This is a genomic window from Bordetella genomosp. 13 (genome assembly GCF_007679965.1).
Classification (GTDB): domain Bacteria; phylum Pseudomonadota; class Gammaproteobacteria; order Burkholderiales; family Burkholderiaceae_B; genus Bordetella.
The window spans coordinates 217,375-238,099 of record NZ_VEHL01000006.1; the positions used below are offsets into that span (position 1 = coordinate 217,375).

17 protein-coding genes are annotated in these 20,725 nt (G+C 68.8%); 7 read left to right on the forward strand and 10 right to left on the reverse strand.

The window, feature by feature from the left end:
• Positions 1–11: 11 nt before the first annotated feature.
• From bcsA to bcsD, 4 genes are read right to left on the reverse strand one after another with little or no spacing between them, the layout of a single operon-like run.
• Complete coding sequence (gene bcsA, locus FS845_RS16185) at positions 12–2,207, reverse strand: UDP-forming cellulose synthase catalytic subunit (protein WP_144637135.1); 2,196 nt, start codon at positions 2,205–2,207, stop codon at positions 12–14.
• The gene (gene bcsQ / locus FS845_RS16190; protein WP_144637137.1) at positions 2,204–2,980 is read right to left on the reverse strand and encodes a cellulose biosynthesis protein BcsQ; all 777 of its coding nucleotides are present in this window, start codon (positions 2,978–2,980) and stop codon (positions 2,204–2,206) included. Before bcsQ ends, bcsA begins: the two co-directional genes overlap by 4 nt.
• A complete protein-coding gene (gene bcsP / locus FS845_RS16195) occupies positions 2,977–3,717 on the reverse strand; it encodes a cellulose biosynthesis protein BcsP (RefSeq protein ID WP_144637139.1) in 741 nt (246 codons plus the stop codon). Before bcsP ends, bcsQ begins: the two co-directional genes overlap by 4 nt.
• Positions 3,718–3,774: 57 nt before the next feature.
• On the reverse strand, positions 3,775–4,230 hold the full coding sequence (gene bcsD, locus FS845_RS16200) for a cellulose biosynthesis protein BcsD (protein ID WP_260986309.1): 456 nt from the start codon (positions 4,228–4,230) through the stop codon (positions 3,775–3,777).
• Positions 4,231–4,760: 530 nt separating this feature from the next.
• Here bcsD and FS845_RS16205 point away from each other — a divergent pair.
• The gene (locus FS845_RS16205) at positions 4,761–6,188 is read left to right on the forward strand and encodes a mannose-1-phosphate guanylyltransferase/mannose-6-phosphate isomerase (protein WP_144637144.1); all 1,428 of its coding nucleotides are present in this window, start codon (positions 4,761–4,763) and stop codon (positions 6,186–6,188) included.
• A gap of 73 nt (positions 6,189–6,261) precedes the next feature.
• Positions 6,262–7,638, forward strand: a complete 1,377-nt coding sequence (locus FS845_RS16210) for an undecaprenyl-phosphate glucose phosphotransferase (protein WP_144637148.1) — start codon at positions 6,262–6,264, stop codon at positions 7,636–7,638.
• A gap of 22 nt (positions 7,639–7,660) precedes the next feature.
• On the opposite strand, the gene FS845_RS16215 is transcribed toward FS845_RS16210, so the two are convergent.
• On the reverse strand, positions 7,661–8,938 hold the full coding sequence (locus tag FS845_RS16215; RefSeq protein ID WP_144637151.1) for a hypothetical protein: 1,278 nt from the start codon (positions 8,936–8,938) through the stop codon (positions 7,661–7,663).
• Complete coding sequence (locus FS845_RS16220) at positions 8,935–9,771, reverse strand: WecB/TagA/CpsF family glycosyltransferase (RefSeq protein WP_260986310.1); 837 nt, start codon at positions 9,769–9,771, stop codon at positions 8,935–8,937. The genes FS845_RS16215 and FS845_RS16220 overlap by 4 nt, the downstream gene beginning before the upstream one ends.
• A 212-nt stretch (positions 9,772–9,983) precedes the next feature.
• On the opposite strand from FS845_RS16220, the gene FS845_RS16225 reads away from it, so the two are divergent.
• From FS845_RS16225 to FS845_RS16245, 5 genes are all read left to right on the forward strand, one after another.
• The gene (locus FS845_RS16225) at positions 9,984–11,114 is read left to right on the forward strand and encodes an SLBB domain-containing protein (RefSeq protein WP_144637153.1); all 1,131 of its coding nucleotides are present in this window, start codon (positions 9,984–9,986) and stop codon (positions 11,112–11,114) included.
• A 21-nt stretch (positions 11,115–11,135) separates the two neighbouring features.
• A complete protein-coding gene (locus tag FS845_RS16230; protein WP_144637155.1) occupies positions 11,136–11,894 on the forward strand; it encodes an SGNH/GDSL hydrolase family protein in 759 nt (252 codons plus the stop codon).
• 120 nt (positions 11,895–12,014) lie between these two features.
• Positions 12,015–12,950, forward strand: coding sequence for a glycosyltransferase (locus FS845_RS16235; protein WP_144637157.1), 936 nt, complete (start codon positions 12,015–12,017; stop codon positions 12,948–12,950).
• Positions 12,947–14,053 carry an acyltransferase family protein gene (locus tag FS845_RS16240; RefSeq protein WP_144637158.1) on the forward strand — a complete coding sequence of 369 codons (1,107 nt, stop codon included), beginning with the start codon at positions 12,947–12,949 and terminating at the stop codon, positions 14,051–14,053. The genes FS845_RS16235 and FS845_RS16240 overlap by 4 nt, the downstream gene beginning before the upstream one ends.
• A 58-nt stretch (positions 14,054–14,111) precedes the next feature.
• Entirely contained in the window at positions 14,112–14,867 is a 756-nt protein-coding gene (locus FS845_RS16245; protein ID WP_144637160.1) for a polysaccharide deacetylase family protein, read from the forward strand.
• On the opposite strand, the gene FS845_RS16250 is transcribed toward FS845_RS16245, so the two are convergent.
• Genes FS845_RS16250 through FS845_RS16265 form a run of 4 tightly spaced genes read right to left on the reverse strand, consistent with a single transcriptional unit; the run spans position 14,864 to position 20,696 of the window.
• Positions 14,864–16,048, reverse strand: a complete 1,185-nt coding sequence (locus FS845_RS16250) for a GNAT family N-acetyltransferase (RefSeq protein WP_144637162.1) — start codon at positions 16,046–16,048, stop codon at positions 14,864–14,866. The genes FS845_RS16245 and FS845_RS16250 overlap by 4 nt on opposite strands.
• Positions 16,045–16,980, reverse strand: coding sequence for a glycosyltransferase family 2 protein (locus FS845_RS16255; RefSeq protein ID WP_260986311.1), 936 nt, complete (start codon positions 16,978–16,980; stop codon positions 16,045–16,047). The genes FS845_RS16250 and FS845_RS16255 overlap by 4 nt, the downstream gene beginning before the upstream one ends.
• A gap of 55 nt (positions 16,981–17,035) precedes the next feature.
• Positions 17,036–18,304 (reverse strand): lipopolysaccharide biosynthesis protein, encoded by a 1,269-nt coding sequence (locus tag FS845_RS16260; RefSeq protein WP_186332309.1) that lies wholly within the window; start codon positions 18,302–18,304, stop codon positions 17,036–17,038.
• 7 nt (positions 18,305–18,311) lie between these two features.
• A complete protein-coding gene (locus tag FS845_RS16265) occupies positions 18,312–20,696 on the reverse strand; it encodes a capsular biosynthesis protein (RefSeq protein WP_144637164.1) in 2,385 nt (794 codons plus the stop codon).
• Positions 20,697–20,725: the final 29 nt, after the last annotated feature.

Sequence of the window (20,725 nt, forward strand, 5' to 3'; positions counted from 1 at the left end):
GCTCTCGTTGTTCAATTCTTGGGGGATGCCGAAACCGTACGGCGCAGGTTGGCCATGCCGCGATCGCGCAGGTAGCGCAACAGCAGCGTGAAGCCGCGCAGGCCGATGGAGGAGATGTGGCGCATGGCGACCAGCGGCGAGTCGGGCGTGCTCTGGCCCCACATCGATGCCCACGTATCGGCGCGCGCGAACGTGACCTGCGCCAGTTCGCTCTCCTGCTCCAGCGTCAGGTTCTGGAAGCTCAAGCCCAGGCGATTGCCGCGGCTGAACGTGACGCTCGCGGGAAACACGCCTTCGAATTCACCGCGGAAAACCGAGATCATGACGCTCGTACCCTGCGGCACCTGCGCGCCGTCGGGCAGCACCACGCCCAGTCCGCCTTGCGAGAAATCGCTGATGCGGCAAGCCATCCGGCGCCCATCGGGCAGGCCGACGGCAGCGGGCAGGTCCACCGCGACGCGGTGCGTGCTGCGCAGTTGCCGCACCTCGCCCGCCACGGCCACGGCCGCTCCGGTGATGATGATGTTGTAGAACGTCCAGGCCACGTTGATCAGGATGGTCAACGCCGTATCGAGGTCGGACGCGAAGAACATGCTGGTCAGGCCGATCACCATGCCCAGCAGATTCAGGCCCAGCAGTACGACGTAGGGCCGCGCCAGCTCCCAGTCGAAGTACGACTCGCTGATCACGCCGCCCTTGGCCGTCACGTTGAAGATCGCGCGATTGGGGCTGATCAGCGTCTGCAGGGCAGGCCGCATGATGTACCACGCGAGCACCGCCTCGTAGACCTCGTTCCAGAACGAATGCCGGAATCTTCCCTGCACGCGCGACCCGCTCAGGCTCGACAGGACGATGTGCGGCAGCGCATACGCGGCCACCATCAACGCCGAGGCGTGGAACACGTGCGCCCCGAAGAACAGGAACGCCAGCGGAGTGGTGAGGAACACCACGCGCGGCAGGCCGAAGAAGAAGTGCAGCATGGCATTCAGGTAGCACAGCCGCTGCCCCAGCTTCAGGCCGGGTCCCAACAGGGGATTGTTGATGCGGATGATCTGCGCCATGCCCCGCGCCCAACGGGTGCGCTGGCCGATGTGGCGTGAAAGGTTCTCCGTGGCCAGGCCCGCCGCCTGCGGTATCGCCAGGTAGGCGGTGTTGAATCCGGCGCGGTTCATCTTCAGCGCGGTCAGCGCGTCTTCCGTCACGCTTTCGGTCGCGACGCCGCCGACCTCGGCCAGCAGGCTGCGCCGCATCACGGCGCACGATCCGCAAAAGAACGTGGCGTTCCACAGGTCGTTGCCGTCCTGGATGACGCCGTAGAACAGCTCGCCCTCGTTGGGCACGTTGCGGAAGGTCTCGAGGTTGCGTTCGAAGGGATCGGGCGAGAAGAAAACGTGCGGCGTCTGCAGCATCGCCAGCTTCTCGTCCTTGACGAACCAGCCCATGCAGATCTGCAGGAACGAGCGCGTCGGGATGTGGTCGCAATCGAACACCGCGACGAATTCGCCGTCGGTCCTGGCCAGCGCGGCATTGATGTTGCCGGCCTTGGCGTGGCGATTGTCGTCGCGCGTCAGGTAGCCCGCGCCAGCCTGGGCGCAGAAGTCGCGGAACTCGGCGCGGCGTCCGTCATCCAGCACGTACACGCGCAGGCGATCGGCGGGCCAGTCCAGCGACATGGCGGCCAGCACCGACTGCCGCACCACGCTGAGCGGTTCGTTGTAGGTCGGGATGAAGACGTCGATGGACGGCCACACGGCGGGATTGCCAGGCATCGGCATCGGCTTGCGCTGCAGCGGCCAGGCGCTCTGGAAGTAGCTCAGCAGCATCACCGTCAGGGCGTACAGCTCGGCCAGCAGCAGGCCGTAGCCGAACGCCATGTCGATGGGATCCAGGAAACCCAGCGTCTGCGTCACCCGCCAGTACATGTAGCGCAGCGACACGATGATCGACAGCGCCACCATCACCAGCGTGATCAGGCGTCCGCCCATGCGGTGCAGTACCAGCGCCAGCACCACGCAGATGCCGGTGAACATCAGCTGCTGGGCCAGGCCGAACTCGACGGTGACCGCCAGCACGAACAGCAACGCCGCCACCGCGCCCGCCAGCACGCGCATCCAGCGGTTGGACCACAACGGCATCGCCAGCAGGGCCTCGTCCCATGGAGCGGCGCCGTCGCGGCGGCCCAGGCGCCCGGAAAAGGGGTTCTTCATGCCGGCTGGCCTCCGGCGACGCGCAGTTGCTGCTGCACCCACCCGGCGCACGCCAGAAGGTCGGCGCGCCCCAGGCTGTACGGATCGTGTTCGATGACGGTACGGCCGTAGGCCAGCGCCTCGCTGACGGACTGGTCCTGGTGCACCACGCCGATCACGCGCTCGCGCAGCGACTCGCGGATCAGCCGCACGGCGTCCTTGGACAGCTGCCGTGCGCCGTCGGCCTGATTGACGACGTATCCATGGCCCAGGTAGTCGCTGCGGTTGGCGCAGTAGTTCTGGATCAGGCCCTCGATCATCGGCAGCGTGGCGTAGGACGCCGCGTCGGCCAGCGTCACGGCCAGCACCAGGTGGGCGATGCCCAGCGACTGGCGCAGGTACTCGGAGGGCCCGGGCGGCGTGTCGATCACCACCACCGTGTCCTCGGTGACGTTCAGGCCTTCCAGGTGGCGCTTGAGCCACAGCGGATCGGCCACCAGCTGGCGCTCCAGCGCCTGGCGGTCGGTTTCGTTGACCTGGCCGAACGGCATCATGTAGATGCCCGACTGGCCTTGCACGCAGGCGTTGCGCCACGACGTGCCGCCCACGCTGGCGCGCGAGATGCCGCCGATGTTGTGCAGGTCGCCGCCCAGGTGGAAGCGCAAGGCGTTCTGCGGGTCCAGGTCGATGGCCAGCACGGCGCGGCCCGCCTGCCGCAAGGCGACGCACAGATTGGCGGCCACCGTGCTCTTGCCCACGCCGCCCTTGGCGGAAACGATAGCGATGATCTTCACGATTGCTTGTTGGAAGAGAAGGAGCCGGATGCCAGGCGGGCGAACACGTTCTTGAGGGACCCGCGCGCCGGAGCGGGCTCGACGGCCGGCTGCGAAACCGGGACTTGCGCCGCCGGATGTTGCGGCGCGGGTGCAGGCACGGCCGCCACGGCAGGCACCGGCACGGCCACCATCGGCGCGGCCTGCACCGGCGAGCCCTGCGCGGCAACGAACGGCGCAGTCGCGGGCGCCGGCTCGGCCATCTGGGGCGCAACCGGCGCCGGCACGGCGACAGGCGCCGGCGCGAAAACCTGGAGGGCAGCAGGCGCCTGAACCGGCTCCGGATATGCCGGCGCCGCCGTGACCTCAGGCGGCTGCGGGGCGGACGGCGCCAGAGACACCGGCGCCGCGTCGACGGGCGCCGCCGCAACCGGCATCTGCCCGGCAGCCAGCTCGGCCTCCGCCTTCACCGACGGCGCCAGCCAGGGCTCGATACGCACGGCCGCCGCCAGCGGGATGGGCATGGCGGCGGGGACGACCACGGGCGAACTCGGCGGCCACGGCGAGCCGGCATTCGGCGAATCGGCACGCTCGCCCACCGAAGGCGGCAGCATGGCCAGCTCGGGCCGGATCGCCGACAGCAGCGGCCAGCGCTCGCGCGAGGCCTGCGCCTGGTTGGCCTGTCCTACCTCCAGGTACTGCTCGGCGTCTCCACCAAATCGTTGGTAGAGGCTCGAAATATCGGTGGAATCGCTCATGGTTCGACCTGTTCGGTTGGGACCCGCATGCCGGCCGCAGGCGGCCTCGAAGGCGGCTTACTTGCCGAATCGGAAAACGACGGTCCCCAGGGAATCGGGTTCGCCCGCCTGGGTCACGTGCAGTTGCGCGTCGGCGCCCAGGTCACGCATCCAGAACTCGTAGGCGCCTTCCAGGAAGCCGTTCGTCCAGCCCTTGTGGCTGGCGCCGAACGCGGCCTGTAGTGGAGCGCAGTTGTGCGTCAGCGCGAGGTGGTCGTCCGCTTCGGCGATCTCTACCCAGCCCCAGTCCTGCGCGTGCCAGACACGATTGATGGCCGCCTGCAGTTCGCTGATCGTTCCCGAGCCGCCCAGCGCGTGCTGCCGCGCGAAACGCTCGCCCGTGCGCCGCATCACGTTGCGCAGGTGATTGGGCGTCAGGTCCTGCGTGAGCTCCGCCGCCAGGGCGGCGAGGAACTCGCGCCACTGGTGGGCGCACAGGCGCTGGCTGAGATGGGTGTGAAGGGCGCTTTCCACGAATGTCCTCTGGTTGTAAGGCATCAGAACGCTATGCCAGAGCGCAGCGGGCATGTGCCTGCCGCCTGCGGTGCGTGCAGACCGCAAAAGTTTGAAATTATGCGCAAAAAGGGTGCAGCCATGCGCCCGTCGGCATTCCCCGGACGGAAATGCGCAATCCACCAGACGGACGAGGAAAGTCGGGCGAGGTGGTTCCCCATCGAATGGACAAGGAAAGAGACGGCGGGAATCTTCTTGCTTGCTGTGTTCGTGTGGTGAGAAACCGACATGGCACTTCTGCCAAGTGGCAAGGCGGAGCTGCGGGGTTCCGGCCGCATTCTTGAGGCATGACCTTGCGTCTGAGGCGCACGGAATCGCTGGGCCAGGAGGCGGAAAGCGGGGTTCCGAACGCAACCGATTCTAATATGGTCACTGTTAAAATCTGAATGATTTGACACCCCTGGATTCATTTTTCGGGCCAAACTGACGTTTTTTGACGTTTCGCAGCGCATGCGCGGCGTATCCTGCCGCTCAATTCCAAGGAGCCCAGCATGTCCAGCGCAGCACCCGTGAAGTTGCAACCCGTCCTGCTGGCGGGCGGCTCGGGTACCCGGCTCTGGCCACTGTCCCGGGAAAGCTATCCCAAGCAGTTCCTGCCCTTGCTGGGCGACAACTCCGCGTTGCAGGCCACCTGGCAGCGCGTGGCCGAGCTTGCCGACCACGCGCCCGTGTTGGTAACAAACGAAGCGCATAGGTTCATCGTGGCCGAACAATTGCGCCAGCTGGGCCTGCAGCACCCCGCCATCCTGCTCGAACCCGCCGGCCGCAATACCGCTCCCGCCATCGCGCTGGCCGCGCTGCATGCCGTGGCGCAAGGCGGCGATGCGCTGCTGCTGGTGTTGCCGTCGGACCACGCCATCCTCAAGCCGGAAGCCTTCCGCCAGGCCGTCGCCCAGGCGCGCGAGCCCGCGCTGGCCGGCAAGCTGGTCACCTTCGGCGTGGTGCCCGCCTATGCGGAAACCGGCTATGGCTACATCCGCACCGCGGCGGGCGGCGATGCCGGGGCTCCCGCCGCCGTCGAGGCCTTCGTCGAGAAGCCCGACGCCGCCACGGCCGCGCAATACGTCGCCAGCGGCCGCTATTTCTGGAACAGCGGCATGTTCCTGTTCCTGGCCTCGCGCTATCTGCAGGCGCTCGGGCAACACCGCCCCGATATCCTGCACGCCTGCCAGGCCGCCGTGGCCGGGCAGCGCCACGACGGCGATTTCGTACGTTTCGACCAGGCCGCCTTCGCCGCCTGCCCGTCCGACTCCATCGACTACGCCGTCATGGAACGCGACCCGAACGTGGCCATGGTGCCGCTGGACGCGGGCTGGAGCGACATCGGCTCGTGGGCCTCGCTGTGGCAGCTCACGCCGCGCGACGAGCAGGGCAACGCCTTGCGCGGCGACGTGATCGCCGAGGCCTGCCAGAACGTCTACGCCTATTCCAGCCATCGCCTGGTGACCCTGCTGGGCATGCAGGACACGGTGGTGGTCGAGACGCCCGACGCCATCCTCGTGGCGGCGCGCGACCAGGTGCAGGACGTCCGCCGCATCGTGGCGCGCCTGCAGGCCGACCAGCGTCCCGAAGCGGCCCAGCATCGGCTGGCCTATCGCCCCTGGGGCACGTACGACGCCATCGATAGCGGGTCGCGCTTCAAGGTCAAGCGCATCACGGTGGCGCCCGGCGGCCGCCTGTCGCTGCAGATGCACCATCACCGCGCAGAACATTGGATCGTCGTTGCGGGAACCGCACGGATCACGCGCGGCGAAGAAGTTTTTCTCCTTACTGAAAACCAATCGACGTATATTCCGCTGGGCGTGCGCCACCGCCTGGAGAATCCGGGGTCGATTCCGCTGGAATTGATCGAGGTCCAGTCGGGTCCCTACCTCGCCGAGGACGACATCGTCCGCTTCGACGATTCCTACGGCCGTTGATGCCGCCGTCCGACCACCCGCCATCCATACAATGTTCCTGCGAGAAAAGCCCAGCCATCACCAGAACGCATTCATGACTCTGGCAGGCGGCGTCAGCGCGCTGCTGAATGCGCTTCCGTTCTTGCTGCTGGCGGGCGTGCACGGGTACGACAATCCCGTCTACCTGCAGGCCGTGCCCGGCCTGATCGCACTGAGCGCCTTCCTGGTCTACACGCGCTTTCGCCTGCTGGTCAGCGCGCGCACCATGGCCTGGATGCTGGGCCAGGGCGTGATGCGCTGGTTCAACGTGCTGTTCGCGGCGCTGGCGGGCCTGTTCTTCCTGCCGCACGGCGACGTCGACATGCCGCAGCTGCGGCCCTTGCTGCTGGAATGGATCGGCATCTCGCTGGTGCTGCAGGTGATCGGGCTGGCCGTGCTGCGGCGCGCCGCCTATCACATCAACAACTCGCCCTCCAGCCGGCGCATCGCGGTGTTCTTCAGCATGGGCCCCGAGGCACGCAAGCTGGCCATGCGGCTGCAGCGCTCGCCCATCCTGGGCATCCACATCGACGGCTACTACGCGCGCCAGCCGCTCGACCTGCCCGGCAACACCGAATACCTGCCGCGCTACCTGGGCGACTACGCCACCGCCACCGCGCAGATCGATTCCGGCGACATCGACGTGGCCTTCGTGCCGCTGGACAAGGAAGGCTACGAGGCGCCCACGCTGGACCTGATGAACCAGCTGTACGACTCCACGGCCGCCATCTACCTCATTCCCGAGTCGCCCATCCTCGGCGAGTCGGTGGCCGACAGCGCCAACATCGCGGGCGTGCCGGTGCTGGCACTGCACGAGACGCAGATGATCGGGCTGTCGCGCACGCTCAAGCGCGCCACCGACCTGCTGCTGGGCCTCATCGTGCTCATCCTGGTCGCGCCCATCATGCTGCTGGTGGCGCTGGCCGTGCGCCTGGATTCGCCGGGTCCCATCATCTTCCGCCAGCGCCGCTACGGCGAGCGCGGTATGCCCATCACCGTCTACAAGTTCCGTTCGATGCGCGTGGGCAGCGACCAGGCAACGGACGGCGTGCTGCGCCAGGTCAGCGCGAAGGACGACCGTGTCACGCGCGTGGGCCGCATCCTGCGCCGCACTTCGCTGGACGAGCTGCCGCAGCTGTTCAACGTGCTGGGCGGCTCCATGAGCCTGGTCGGGCCCCGCCCCCATGCCGCCGAACACAACGAGATGTACCGCCGCCTGATCCGCGGCTACATGCTTCGCCACAGCGTCAAGCCGGGCATCACCGGCTGGGCGCAGATCCACGGCCTGCGCGGCGAGACGGACACGCCCGACAAGATGCAGCGGCGCGTGAAGTACGACCGCTACTACATCGCGAACTGGTCGCTGCTGCTGGACATGAAGATCCTGGTCCGCACGGGGCTGATGATCCTGTGGGATCGCAACGCCTACTGATCGCCAGGGCCGGCCACAGGCCTCAGCAGAGGTCGAATTCCGGCCGGCGGTACAGGCATTCGCTGGACTTCAGGCGCTCGCGCAGCGTGCCGCCCTGGTCGCCGTAGGTGTATTGCACTCCCAGGCGCACGAAGACCTGGTCGTAGGAGTCCTGCGGCGTGGGCGCCGTCTCGCGGTCCCGGTAGAAATCCAGCACCCAGCGCAGGTTGTCCCGCGGTTGCCATTCCAGGCGCGGGCCGTAGCGCAGCACCTGCACCGTCTCGCTGTCCCCGCTCACCGCGTCCTGCTTCTGCACGGCGCGCTCGATTCCCATGCCCAACGAGATCTTGGGCGTGGCACGCCAGCGCACCGCCAGGCGTCCGCCCGTCTCGGTGGCATACAGCACGTCGGGATTGTCGTCATAGGCGTACGGGCGGCGCCACAGCCGCAGGTCGAACTGCGTCTTGGGCGAATAGTCCCAGCGCGCCAGGGCGTCCAGCGTGACCAGGTTGGTGTCGCGCCCCTCCAGGTGCGCGTAGCGGCGCTGCAGGTAGCCCACGCGCGCGCCCACCAGGGTCTTGGGGCTGTACTCCCATTGAACGTTGACGAAGCTCTCGGTGTCGTCGTACGCGTTGTCCAGCAGGGTGGCCTGGCTGGAATTGCGGCGGATGTAGTCCACGCCGGTGCGGCGCACGCCCGCCTGCGCGAACGAGCGGCCCAGGCCGGTATGGAAGGCGGATACCTGCCAGCCTGTCTCGTCGCGATCGTACAGTTGGCGGTTGCCCTCGTTGTCGTAGCGCACCGTGTTCTGGAACAGGGTGACCACGGGCAGGCGCAGGTTCTCGGTGACACGCACGCCGGCTTCGGCCTGCAGGCCCTGGCGCTTGGTGATGTCGCGCTGCGGATACGTGCGATTCAGGTCGTTGAGCTGTTCTTCATGGCGCACGCCGACGCTGCCGTCCAGCAGCCGGCCGGCACGCCAGCGCAGGTCCACGTTCAGGCTGCGCGGCTGGTGATCGAGCTGGCGCGAATTGCTGTAGCGCGCATCGGCAACGGTTCCCGCCACGTCCAGCCGGGTGTCGCGGGACAGCAGCGGCACCTGCGCCGCAAGGCCGATGGCGTTGACCATGACCGAGGCGTCGCGCCGCTGGTCCGAGGACTCGGGCAGGCGCGCCGGATTGCTCTGGCGCTGCACCGAGCTGGTCACCTGCACGGCGTAGTCGATGCCTTCGGGAAACTCCGCCGCGGGCGCGGCCGGCGTCGACGCCAGCAGCACGGCCGACGCGACCCACGTGCGCCGCATGCGCACGGGGCACGTCACGGCGCGTCGCCGCCATTGCGCTGGCTGCGCCATTGTTTCCAGCACAGCAGGGCGAACCAGGGGTCGTCCACCAGGTAGCGGCGCCACAGGCGGCGCGGGTTGTTGAGCAGGCGCCACAGCCATTCCATGCCCGTGCGCTGGAAGGCGCGCGGCGCGCGGCGCGACAGGCCGATGGCGAATTCCATCGCGGCGCCCACGCAGAGCACGACGCCGCCGGGCAGGGTGGGCGCGTAGTGCAGCGCCCAGTTCTCCTGCTTGGGCAGGCCCAGGCAGGCGAAGACCACGTCGGGGGCGGCCTGGCGCACCTGCTGCGCGAAGGCCTCGCCCTCGGCGCCCAGCGGCTCGAACTGCATCGAGGGGCAGACGATGTCGATGCGCAAGCCCGGGAAATACTCGGCGAAGCGGGCCTTCAGGTCGGCCTCCGAGCCCGGACGTCCGCCCAGCAGCATCACGCGCCAACCGTTCTGCCGCGACTGTTCGCACATCGCCACGAACAGATCGGCGCCGGTGACGCGCTGCGGCAGCGGCCGGCCCAGCAGCCGGCTGGCCCACACCACCGGCATGCCGTCGGCGAAGATGTAGTCCGCGCGCGCATAGCGTGCGCGGAATTCGGGCCGGGCGTCCAGGCGCACGACGTGGTCGACGTTGGGCGTGACCACCACCCGGGCATGGCCGTCGCGCCGCTCGGCGGCCTGGGCCAGCGCCTGCACCGCGTCGTCGAACGACACGGCCGCGATGTCCAGTTCGAACAGGCGGACCTTCGGCAGGGCGGGGAGATCAGCGGGAGAGATGCCGGCGCCGTCGGGGCCGGAGGGGTGCGGCAAACTTTGCAAAGACAGGTCTCGGTGGAGGGAGAAAGTGCTATATGGTGTCTGCCGCGCCCCGATGCCCCGCGCGGCGGGCGTACCGATGACCGAACGCCGTATTGTATTTATAAACTTTTGAGCGTGACAGATTGCATGCGCTACTATCGTGGCGGCATGTACACGGCGCTGAACGAGTGGAGATGAGTTTGCCGGCCTTCAGGTGGATACTACAACTCGCCATGGCTATGGCGATGTGCGTTCTGGCGCCGGCATACGCGCAGCAGCTGCCCATCCCCGATCCGGTCATGCCGGCGGGCGCCCGGCCGCAATTGCCCATCCCCGACCCGGTGATTCCGGCAAGCCCGCAGCAGCAGCTCCCCATACCCGACCCGGTCGTCCCCGCGCGTCCTCAGCAGCAGTTGCCTATCTCCGACCCCGTGGCGCCCCCGCGCGCGCAGCAGCTGTCCATGGATCCCGTCGTGCCGGCGCGCGTCCAGCCGGCGCCGCAGCAGCGCGCGCCCGCGGCTTCCGCGACGCGCGCCACGCCGCAGTCCACGCCCGTGCCGGCGCGTGGCCCGCAGTTGCCCATTCCCGATCCCGTGTCGCCTGCGCGCGACAACGCGCAAGCCATCGCCCCCACCGGCGCGGTCAGCGCCGTGGGCCCCGGCGACACGCTGCTGATCACGGTGTTGGGCCAGGCCAACATGGAAAGCCGCGTCACGGTCGATGCCGACGGCGAAATCGTAGCGCCCCTGCTGGGCAGCCTGCGCGTCGGCGGGCAGACGCCTTCGGCGATCGGCCGCCAGATCGCCGAGGGCCTGCGCAAGCGGGGCCTGCTGAACGATCCGCAGGTCGCGGTCGAGGTCATCACGGTGCGCAGCCGCGTGGTCTCGGTACTGGGCCAGGTGTCGCGTCCGGGCCGCTATGCCATCGAAAACAACCTGTCGGTGCTCGAGGTCCTGGCCATGGCCGGCGGCACCTTGGCCGACGCGGCCGATACCGCGGTGCTGATGCGCCGCGGCGACGGCGGCCAGCAACGCATCGAGATGTTCGTGGGCAACCGGCAGTCGCCCTCGCGCGTGGTGCAGGACACCGAATTGCAGCCCGGCGACGTCGTGTTCCTGCCCCAGGCGCCGCGTTTCTATGTCTACGGCGAAGTGCGCAGCCCCGGCGCCTATCCCGTCGAGCAAGGCCTGAACGTCATGCGCGCCTTGTCGTTGGCCGGCGGCCTGACCGATCGCGCCTCGGACAGCCGCATCGACCTGAACCGCACCGACGTCGTCACCGGCGAGATCAGCAAGAAGCGCGTCAAGCTGGGTGAGCGGGTGCAGGCGGGCGACGTCATCCACGTCGACGAACGCCTGTTCTGACCGGACCACCGCGAGGACCCCATGTTCAATCGCCGCTCCTTCCTGGCCGCGCTGTCGCTCGGTCCCCTTGCGATGGGCGGCACGGCGCGCGCCCAGACCGCGCAGCCGTATGCCGTGGTGGTGGGCGACTCGATCGCCGAAGGCGAGATCCAGCGCAAGGGCCGCCTGAACGTCCAGGGCCGCTTCGTGCCCGACTACGTCTCCCAGCCCGGCCAGCTGTCGTACGAACTGGCGGCGGCCTCCGGCGTGTTCCATTTCAACCATGGCATCGGCGGCCAGACCTCCACCGCCGTGCGTGCGCGCTGGCGCCGCGACGTACTGGCCGAGGGCTTCGATCCGGGCGACGGGCGCGGCCCGCGCACCTTGCCGGCGGGTACGCAGCCGCTGCTGGCCTACCTGCACGTGGGCATCAACGACGTCGCCGCGGGCGTGCCGCTGTCCTCGCTGCAGGACAACTTCTCGTACTTCGCGCAAAGCACCAGCGGGCGCATGGTGCTGGTGGTGGACAACATCGGCGCATGGCTGGGCATGACCGATCCGATGATCGAGGTAGCCACCGCCTTCAACCGCTGGCTGGCCGAGACGCTGGCGCCGCGCAATCCGCACATCGCGGTGGTCGACTACCTGAACTGGTCCAGCAACGGCAGCGACAACTTCCGCACCATGGCCCCGGAACGTTTCGCCGACGGCCTGCATCCCACCATCGCCGGGTATACCGAGTTCGCCGGCTTCATCCGACGCACCGTGAAGCTGCCCGCCAACAGCCCGGTGCGCTACTGACGCGGCGATGCGAATCCGCAACGGCGAGGCGCGCGCGTCCTGCCGCCGCGATGGCCACATTACAATCGCGGCGCCGCCCCGCCGGGGCCCGGCAATGCGCCATGCGCGGGAACGCCAAACATGAGTGACAAGCCCGTCAAACACCACCTGAACCCCATCACGTCCGAGCCGGCGGTCAATCCCACGGTCATCCCGCTGGTCATCATCTCGCCCGTGCGCGACGAGGCGAAGTACCTGCGCCTGACGATGGACTCGATCGTGGCGCAGACGCTGCGCCCGGTGGAATGGATCCTTGTCGACGACGGATCGTCCGACGCCACGCCCGACATCGTGCGCGAATACGCCGCGAAATACGACTTCATCCGCCTGGTGCCGCGCGAGAACCGCGGATTCCGCAAGCTGGGCGGGGGCGTGATCGCCGCCTTCAACTACGGCAAGGAACGGATCCGGCACACCGATTACCAATATATCGTGAAGCTCGATGGCGACATGTCGTTCGGGCCGCGCTACCTCGAGCGCATGATGGCCATGTTCGCCACGGACGCCAAGCTGGCGGCCGTCTCGGGCAAGGTCTACCGCGAGGAAGACGGCCGCTACATCGAGGAAAGCCATATCGAGGAGCAGGTCGCCGGCCAGTTCAAGCTCTACCGCCGCGACGCCTTCGAAAGCATCGGCGGCTTCGTCGAGCACCTGGCCTGGGACGGCATCGACGTGCACCAGTCGCGTTTCAAGGGCTGGCGCACGCTGAGCTTCTACGATCCCGATGCGTGGCTGTGGCATCACCGCATCATGGGCTCGTCGGACCGCAGCATCTACGTGGGCCGCATGCGCTGGGGCCGCGCCAACTGGTACATGAGCTATCACCCGCTGTATGCGCTGGCCGCGGGCGTGAACCGCATGCGCGAGAAGCCCTACGTCATCGGCGGACTGCTGATCATCGCGGGCTACCTGCAGGGGGCCATCAAGGGACTGCCGCAATACGCGGACCCCGAGTTCCGGCGCAAGCTGCGCGCCTGGCAGATGCAGCGCCTGCGCGGCTGGCTGACCGGCAAATGACGCCCCCGGGCCTGGCCCACGCGGACCCGGCCGGCAAGCTGGCCGGCACCGTACCCATCGCCGACCATTACCTGCCGGCGCTGGATGGCCTGCGCGCAATCTCCATCCTGCTGGTGATGGTGGCGCACATGTGGCTGAGCCACATCGTGCCCGGCGGCCTGGGCGTCACCATCTTCTTCTTCATCAGCGGCTTCATCATCACGCGCGTGCTGCTGCGCGAACACGGCGCCACGGGGCGCATCGGCATCGGCGCCTTCTACGGCCGGCGCGCCTTGCGCCTGCTGCCCGCGCTGTACGTCTTCGTGCTGGCCAGCCTGGCCGCCATGCTGGCGGCGGGCAGTCCCATCCCATGGCCCGACGTGCTTGCCGCGGTGCTGCACTACGCCAACTACTGGAGCCTGTTTCCCGGCGCGTTCCCGGCCTGGGGAAACATGAACTCGCCGCTGGGCATCACGTGGTCGCTGGCCGTCGAAGAGCACTACTACCTGATCTATCCCTTCCTGCTGGCCTGGCTGTTGCCGCGTCCCGGGCGGCTGATGGCGCTGCTGGGCGCGCTGATCGTGGCGGTGCTGGCCTGGCGCTTGTACCTGGCGCTGCATGTGGGCCTGGACGCGCTGCCGGCTTACCGCATCTACAAATCCACCGATACCCGGGTGGATTCCATCCTGTATGGCGCGCTGTACGCGTTGCTGTGGTCGCGCTGCGACCGCTTCGCCAGGATGGCGGGCACGTGGCCGCTGTTCGCGCTGGGCCTGGCGCTGATGCTGGTCTCGCTGCTGCTGCGCGACCCGGTGTTCCGCGAGACCTGGCGCTACAGCCTGCAGGGCGTGGCGCTGGCCGCCATGTTCGCCTGGCTGGCGCTACGGCCCAGCCGGGGCAGCCGGCTGCTGTCGCATCCCCTGCTGGTCTACATCGGGCGCATCAGCTACTCCCTGTATCTTTACCACTGGCTGGCGCTGGTCTGCGTCGAACAATTCATGCCAGAGTCGCCATTGCCGGCCAGGATGGCGGCGGTGAGCCTGGCATCGTTCGGCGCGGCGCACCTGTCGTATCGCTACGTCGAACGGCTGGGCCAGCGCTGGCGGCGCCGCTTCGGGCTATAGCGGTGCACGCCCCGCACCCGGCCGGCGACGGCATCCACCGACCGCATGGAGAACCGACATGGACATGACGCGAGCACTGATCCGGCGCGGCGGCCGCTGGCTGGCGCGGCACAGCCACCACGCCTGGCTGGCCATTCCCGACGGCCCGCCGGTGGTGAGCATCACCTTCGACGACGTCAACGCCTCCGCGTGCGACACGGGCGCGGCCATCCTGCAGCGCCATGGATGCCTGGGCACCTTCTACGTGGCGGGCGGGTTGACGGACGGCTCTGAACAGTCGCGCGCCACGCACAGCGTGGCGCAGCTGCGCACGCTGCGCCAGGGCGGCCACCAGCTGGGCTGCCACGGCTGGTCGCACCGGCACGCCACCCGCCTGCCGTTGGCGCAGTGGCAGGCCGAGCTGAAGCGGAACCACGATTTCCTGCGGGAGATCACCGGCGACGACGAGCCGCTGGACTTCGCCTATCCCTTCGGCGATTACGGCTACGGCGTGAAGCAGGCGTGCGCCGCCGTGCGGCGTTCCAGCCGCATCACGGGGGGCGGCATGCACCACGGCCGCGCCGACCTGAACCTGCTGGGCAGCTATCGCCTGTACGGCGAAGACATGGCCGCCGCCCGCTGGCGGGCCTTCCTGGATGGCGCCCGGCGCGGCAGCTGGGCCATCCTGAACACGCACGGCGTGGAGGCCGACTGCGGGCACTACGGCAGCACGCCCGAGGCGCTGGAAGGCGTGATCCGCTATGCGCAGGACAAGGGGTGCACCGTGCTGCCGGTGGGGCAGGCCATCGCGCACCTGCGTGCGCGACAGGCCTAGTGCGTGGCGGCCGGGATCGGCGGCAACCCCTTCGCGCGGCGCACCAGCCGCCGCAGCCAGGCCTGCCGGCGCGCCCACGCCTTGGCCTCGGAGGTGGCCAGGAAGACGCGGCCCGCCAGCGTCACCGCGTAAGACCACTCGTACAGCGCCAGGCTGTGGTCGGCCCAATCCTTCTTGTAGGCCTCTTCGCCCACCGTCAGGTCGAACACCTGGTAGCCATGCGCGATGCTCCATTCGATCATGGCACCCATGAGAGCGCGCCCGCACGAGTACCGCATCCAGTCGCCCGCGGCATAGGTCGGCAGGATCCAGTAATACCGCCCCCGATAGCTCGCGCCCCAATGCGCGGCCACCACCACGTCGCCGGCTTGCATGCCGTTGAGGACGACGTCCGCGCCCGTATCCGGGTCGAACGACAGCGTGCGGTAGAAGTCCAGATAGCCGGGCTCGCCGAAGAGGTCGCGGCTGCCCGACTCGCGCCAGCGCCGTGATTTCTGCTCGGCCAGCGCCTGCAGCACGGCCGGCCGCAATGCCGCATCGACCACCGGCGTGAAATGCACGGGCGCCTGCGCCTCCAACTGCCTGAGCAGCCGCCGCATGTCGCCCAGCTTCTTCGAGGACAGCCGCTTGCGGAACGCGTCCATATCCGAAGGCAGGCGCGCCGCGTAGGCGTTCTCGGCATGAATGGCGCCCGCCAGCGTGGTCATGGGGTTGACGATGTCGCCAGGGCCTTCCAGGCGCGCGGGCATGCGCCGCAGCGTCACCAGGTCCACACCGCGGATGCTGCGCACGATGGCGCGCCACAGGGCCTCGAACGCGCCGGCGGGCCAGGCCGCGACGACGTCCGGCGCCAGCACCGGCGCGCGGTAGTCGGTCACGACATCCCCCAGGAAGTCCAGCACGCGCAGCCGCGAGCGGCAATAGATGGCCAGCGGCCACAGCGCCACCGTGCGGCCGGCGGCATCGCGCAGGTCCACGATGCGCGGCTGCACCCCTTGCGCGCGGCCTATCGTGTTCTGCCACGTGTCGTTCCATTCCCACGTCTGGAACACGTACCCCCGGCCATCGCGCAGGGCCTGGCGCCAGGCGTCGCGCGCGGGCGCCAGCGATTCATGGACGCGCAGCGTATAGCCGCGGAACGGATCGCCGGCCAGTGCGGGAAAGGCGAAGGCGGCCGTCAATGTCCATACTCCTGGTACTGGCGGCCGCCGAGCGCCGTGAGCTTGCCCGCGTTGGCCGAGGCCGTGCGCAGCCACTGCACGGCCCGCGTGCGCGAGACCGGCAGGCAGGCCAGGGCCAGCAGGCCGGCCAGCGCGGCCTGGCCCGCGGCGCGCGCCGCCAGGTAGGCCCCGCGCATGGCGCGCCTGCCGCCGCGCAGCCGCTTCAGCTCCGCGCGCATGTACGTCTGTCCGCCGCGATAGGCGCGCCGCAGGATCCAGCCCAGCGTCGCCCGGTCGGCCGGCACGTCCTCTTCCACGGGAGCCTCGTCGCACCAGACCAGCGTGGCGCCGCGGTCCAGCAGCGCGCCGAACATGACGGTGTCCTCGCCGCCGGTGCGGCCGTAGGCGGGATCGAAGGGGCCGTCCAGCGCCATCATCGCGTCGCGGCGGATCAGCACGTTGCCCGTGCGCGCATCGCGCGTGGTGATCGGCGTGCCCGTGCGGTGGCGCGGCCGGTCGAAATAGCCGCCCTCGCGTATCCACCGCGGCGTGTCCTGTCGATAACGCGGAAGTACCGGGCCGAACACCGCATCGGCGCCGTATTGCGCCTGCGCCTGCAGCAGGCATTGCAGCCAGCCGGGCACGGGCTCTTCGTCGTCATCCACGAACACCACCCACGGCGCCCGCGCCGCATGCACCGCGGCGTTGCGCGCACGGGCGATGTTGGGCTCGGCGACGTGCACGGCCGTGATCACGATGTCATCCCGCGCCTGCCACCTGTGGAGAACCGCTTGCGCGGAATGCGCGGGATCGTTGTCGACGACCACGACCTGCAGGCGCAGCGTCCCGCGCTGCTGGGCGGCCACCGCCTGCAGCAGGCGTTCCAGCAACTGCGGACGCTTGAAGGTGCAGATGCAGACACTGATGTCCACGGCGTTTCCGGTTTCGCTCACTGGAATATCTCCGTGCTGCGCACTCCGTATTCGCCCTTGAGGCGGCTCGGCGGGCTCACTGGGGCGTCTCCGTGCTGCGCAGCGTGCGCCAGTAGAACCACCAGTTCAGGAACAGGCTGACCACTTCGACGAATGCCAGCGAGAGGATCGCGCCTTCGGTGCCGTACAGCGGGATCAGCACGTTCATCGACGTCAGGATCAAGGTCAGGCTGACGAACGCGATGGTCAGGGTATTGTCGTAGCGGTCGGCGCTCATCAGAGCGGCGGTGCCGATCCAGCGCGCCGCGTTGATGGCGAAGTACGCGCCCCAGATCAACACCAGTGCCTGCACGTTGGCATATTTCTCGCCCAGCACGTGATGCTGCAGCCAGGGCAGGGCCAGCCACAGAACCAGCACGTACGAGATCGTCAGCAGCTCGATGCCGACCACCGACCCGAACAGCAGCCGGCGCAGCCGGGCGCGATCGTGCCCGGCCAGCAGGCGCCCGATGAGGGGCCGCGCCACGCGCGACCAGGCCTGCACGCTCAGCGAGATCGGCATCAGCAGCAGCCGCGACGCATTCAGGTCGGCCGTCGCGGTCGCCCCCAGCCACGCCGCCACCACGTACAGGTAGCTGTAGTTGATGACCCAGGCCAGTATCGAGCCGGGCAGGCCCAGCCGGCCGCGCTTCCACGATTCGCGCACGGCCTCCGGATAGCTGGGCACGGCGCCTGGGCCCGGGACGGGGTGACGCGGCGCCCCCAGCAGCGCAACGAGGTTGCCCGCGCCCAGCACGGCGAACACCGCGGGAATCGTCAGCCAGCCGGCCCAGATCAGCACGCCCGTGCACGCCAGCACCGCCACGCCATAGCGCAGGTCCAGGGCCAGCACGCGGCGCGACGCGCCCTCGATGAAGAGCGTGCTGCGGCGGTACTCGCGCGTCGCATTGGTCTTGACGTACAGCGCGAAGCCCAGTCCCAGCCACAGGGGTTGCGCCAGGTCCAGCAGGCCCGCCACGCCCGCGCAGGCCACGCCGAACAGCACGGCCACCCACGTGCCCAGGCGGCTCTGGAAGCGGTCCATGTGCGCCATCATCGTGGCGCGCTGGTCGTCGGGATAGCGCGAGGCCAGGGTGGTCAGCGGATTGGACACCAGCGCCTCGGTGATGCCGGCGGCGAACAGGCCCGCCACGTACAACTGCGCGTAGGTGCCGTAGTCTTCCTTGGCCACCAGGCGGATCAGGATCAGGCCCACCGCGAGGTTCAGCATGCTCAGCCACGCCTGGTCGACGATGGACACCATGGCGCTGAACCACAACCGTGGGCGGGGCGAGGCAGTCGGCATGAAAGCCCTATTTTCCAGGCTTCGCGGCTGGGCAATCGGGCGTTCCCGCCGCCCCGGCTTCAGCCGTGTCGGTCAGCACGATCTCGTACCAGGGACTCAGTGCGCCGGCCGGCCCCGCCGACAGGTTCGCGGCGACGGCATTGCCCTGCTTCTGCATCAGCGCGGCATCCAGCGGCGCCATGCGCCTGCCCTGGCCATCCAGCGGGTAGAGCGCCGCCACCGGCGCGGCGCCGGCCAGGCGCACGCACAGCAAGGGACGCGAGATCCATGCCGGCGCATGGCCGTACAGCGTGCCGGACGGCTGGTCGAGCTTGCCGGGATCGGGTTCCAGCGTCCATTGTCCGCGCATGTTCTTGTAAGGCTGCACCTGCTTCGGCCGCGCGGGGATCGACCCCGGCTGCGATCCCACGGTGGGCCCGCCCACCGTCAGCAGCAGATGGCGCGACCGCGCCAGGGGCTGCTCGTCCAAGGGCGTCAACAACAGTTGCGCCGCGGCGTCCGGCGCCGTGGCCAGGCTGCGCGCCTGCAGCCCCGCGGGCCCGCGCCACTGTGCATCCAGACCGCCGAACAGGCCGCGCACGTTCGGCGCGTCCATCGTCAGATAACCGCGCTGCGCATCATGCTCGACCTGCACCGGCTGCGCGGCCGGCTGCGGCCTGGCGGGCGGCGCCATGGCCCGCGCCTCGGTGTCCATCACCACGCGATAGCGCCACGCATCGGCGGGCACCACGCCGGCCTGGGCGAGGGTCTTCTCCAGGCCTTCGTACACGTCGGACGCCGCGATGGCCGCTCGCGTATCGGCGGGCATCGGCACGTCCAGCTGCGTGCGCAACGGCGCGATCCACTGCTGGCGGAAGATCTGCGCGCTCTGGCCGGCCAGCGCGTACTTGCCCCACTCGCCGCGCAGCGTGAAGTTGGACGGCGCGGTGGACCAGGTCGAGCCGTCCAGGTAATCGAAGAAGAACAGGCCGTCCCAATCCTGCAGCGCGGCCACGGACGACACGATGGGCAGCACCTCGGCGGCCCGCTGGCTGGGATAGGGCAGGTTGAATTCGCTGAGCACGAACGGCTTGCGCCGGTCATGGCGGAACGACAGCGCCAGCAGCTTGTCCATCTCGTCGCCGGTGTACGACACATTGCGGATAAACCAGTCCGATTGCTCGCTGCCGGGCGTCGGATAGGTGGGATGATCGACGTAGCGGTGTTCGTCGATATAGTCCATGCCGGCCTGCGAATCGAAATTCATCACGCCGCCGTAGTACATCTGCGTACCCGTGACGGGCACGCGCGCGTCGGTCGCGTCGTGCACCACGGCGCGCATGCGGTCGAAGTACGCGCGATCGGTATCCGCCAGGAACGCCAGGAAATCCCGCAGCCGCAAGGCCTCGCCGGTGGGCTTGCCGTCATCCGGCATCCATTGCTTCAGCTTGGCCTGCGCGCGGTTCACCAGGGCGCCGAACGTGCTGCTGGCGCGCTCGGTGCTGTCGCGCGACACCAGTTCCAGCGGTTCCGAGCGGTCGGCGCTGCACGTTCCCCAGGCCTTGCACGCCGCGCCGATGCTGCCGTAGCGCGTGGCCGCCCAGCGGTTCCATTTTTCGCGCAGCACCGGCGCGTAGGCACTGGGCAACGCATACTCGACCCATTCCTTGCGGGTCCACGCGGCCATCAGCGACGCCTCGTTGCTGATCTCCACCATGGCCAGCGCGGGATTGTTCTTCAACCCGGCGGCGTCGATCACCTTGCGCGCATAGGATTCCTGCAGCTCCACCATCCGCGGATGGTAGACGTGCACCGACTCACCGATCGGCAGGCGATTGGACGGAGAGTCGAAGTTGGGCACGCCATCGACTTCCGGACGGAAGCGGTAGCTGACGTACAGGTTGAGGTTGACGTACAGGCCTTCGCGCGCAAGCACTTCGATGAAGTGGCGCAAGCGGTTCGCGGCCACTTCGTTCAGCGTGGGATACGGGTCGGGGGTGAGGATGCCGCGCGGCTTGTCCGTGTCGCGTCCCGGTGCGAAATCCATGTGATGCAGGCGCACCGCATTGAAACCGGCCTTGCGCAGCTGCCGCGCTAGGCGCACGGCGTCCTGGTCCGACGGAAAATTGGTGGCGAAGCTCAGGCTGATGCCGAACAGGCGCACCCGCTGGTCATCGGCCGTGCCTGGCTGGCCATCCGCGCCTACACGAAAGAAGTGGCCATCGCGTACGAACAGACGATCCGCCGGGCCCAGGGGATGGTTCAGAGCCGAACGGTCCGGCGCGCCCGCCAACGCCTCTTCGTCGATGGCGAACGTGAACTGCCGCGCGGTGTCGTCGACCTGGGCCTGAGCCTGCACGGCCACGGCGGCCGTGGCCGCCATCCATGCGCCCATGACCGCGAGACGGCGCAAGCCCCGCGCCAAGGTTCGTCGCCACGGCG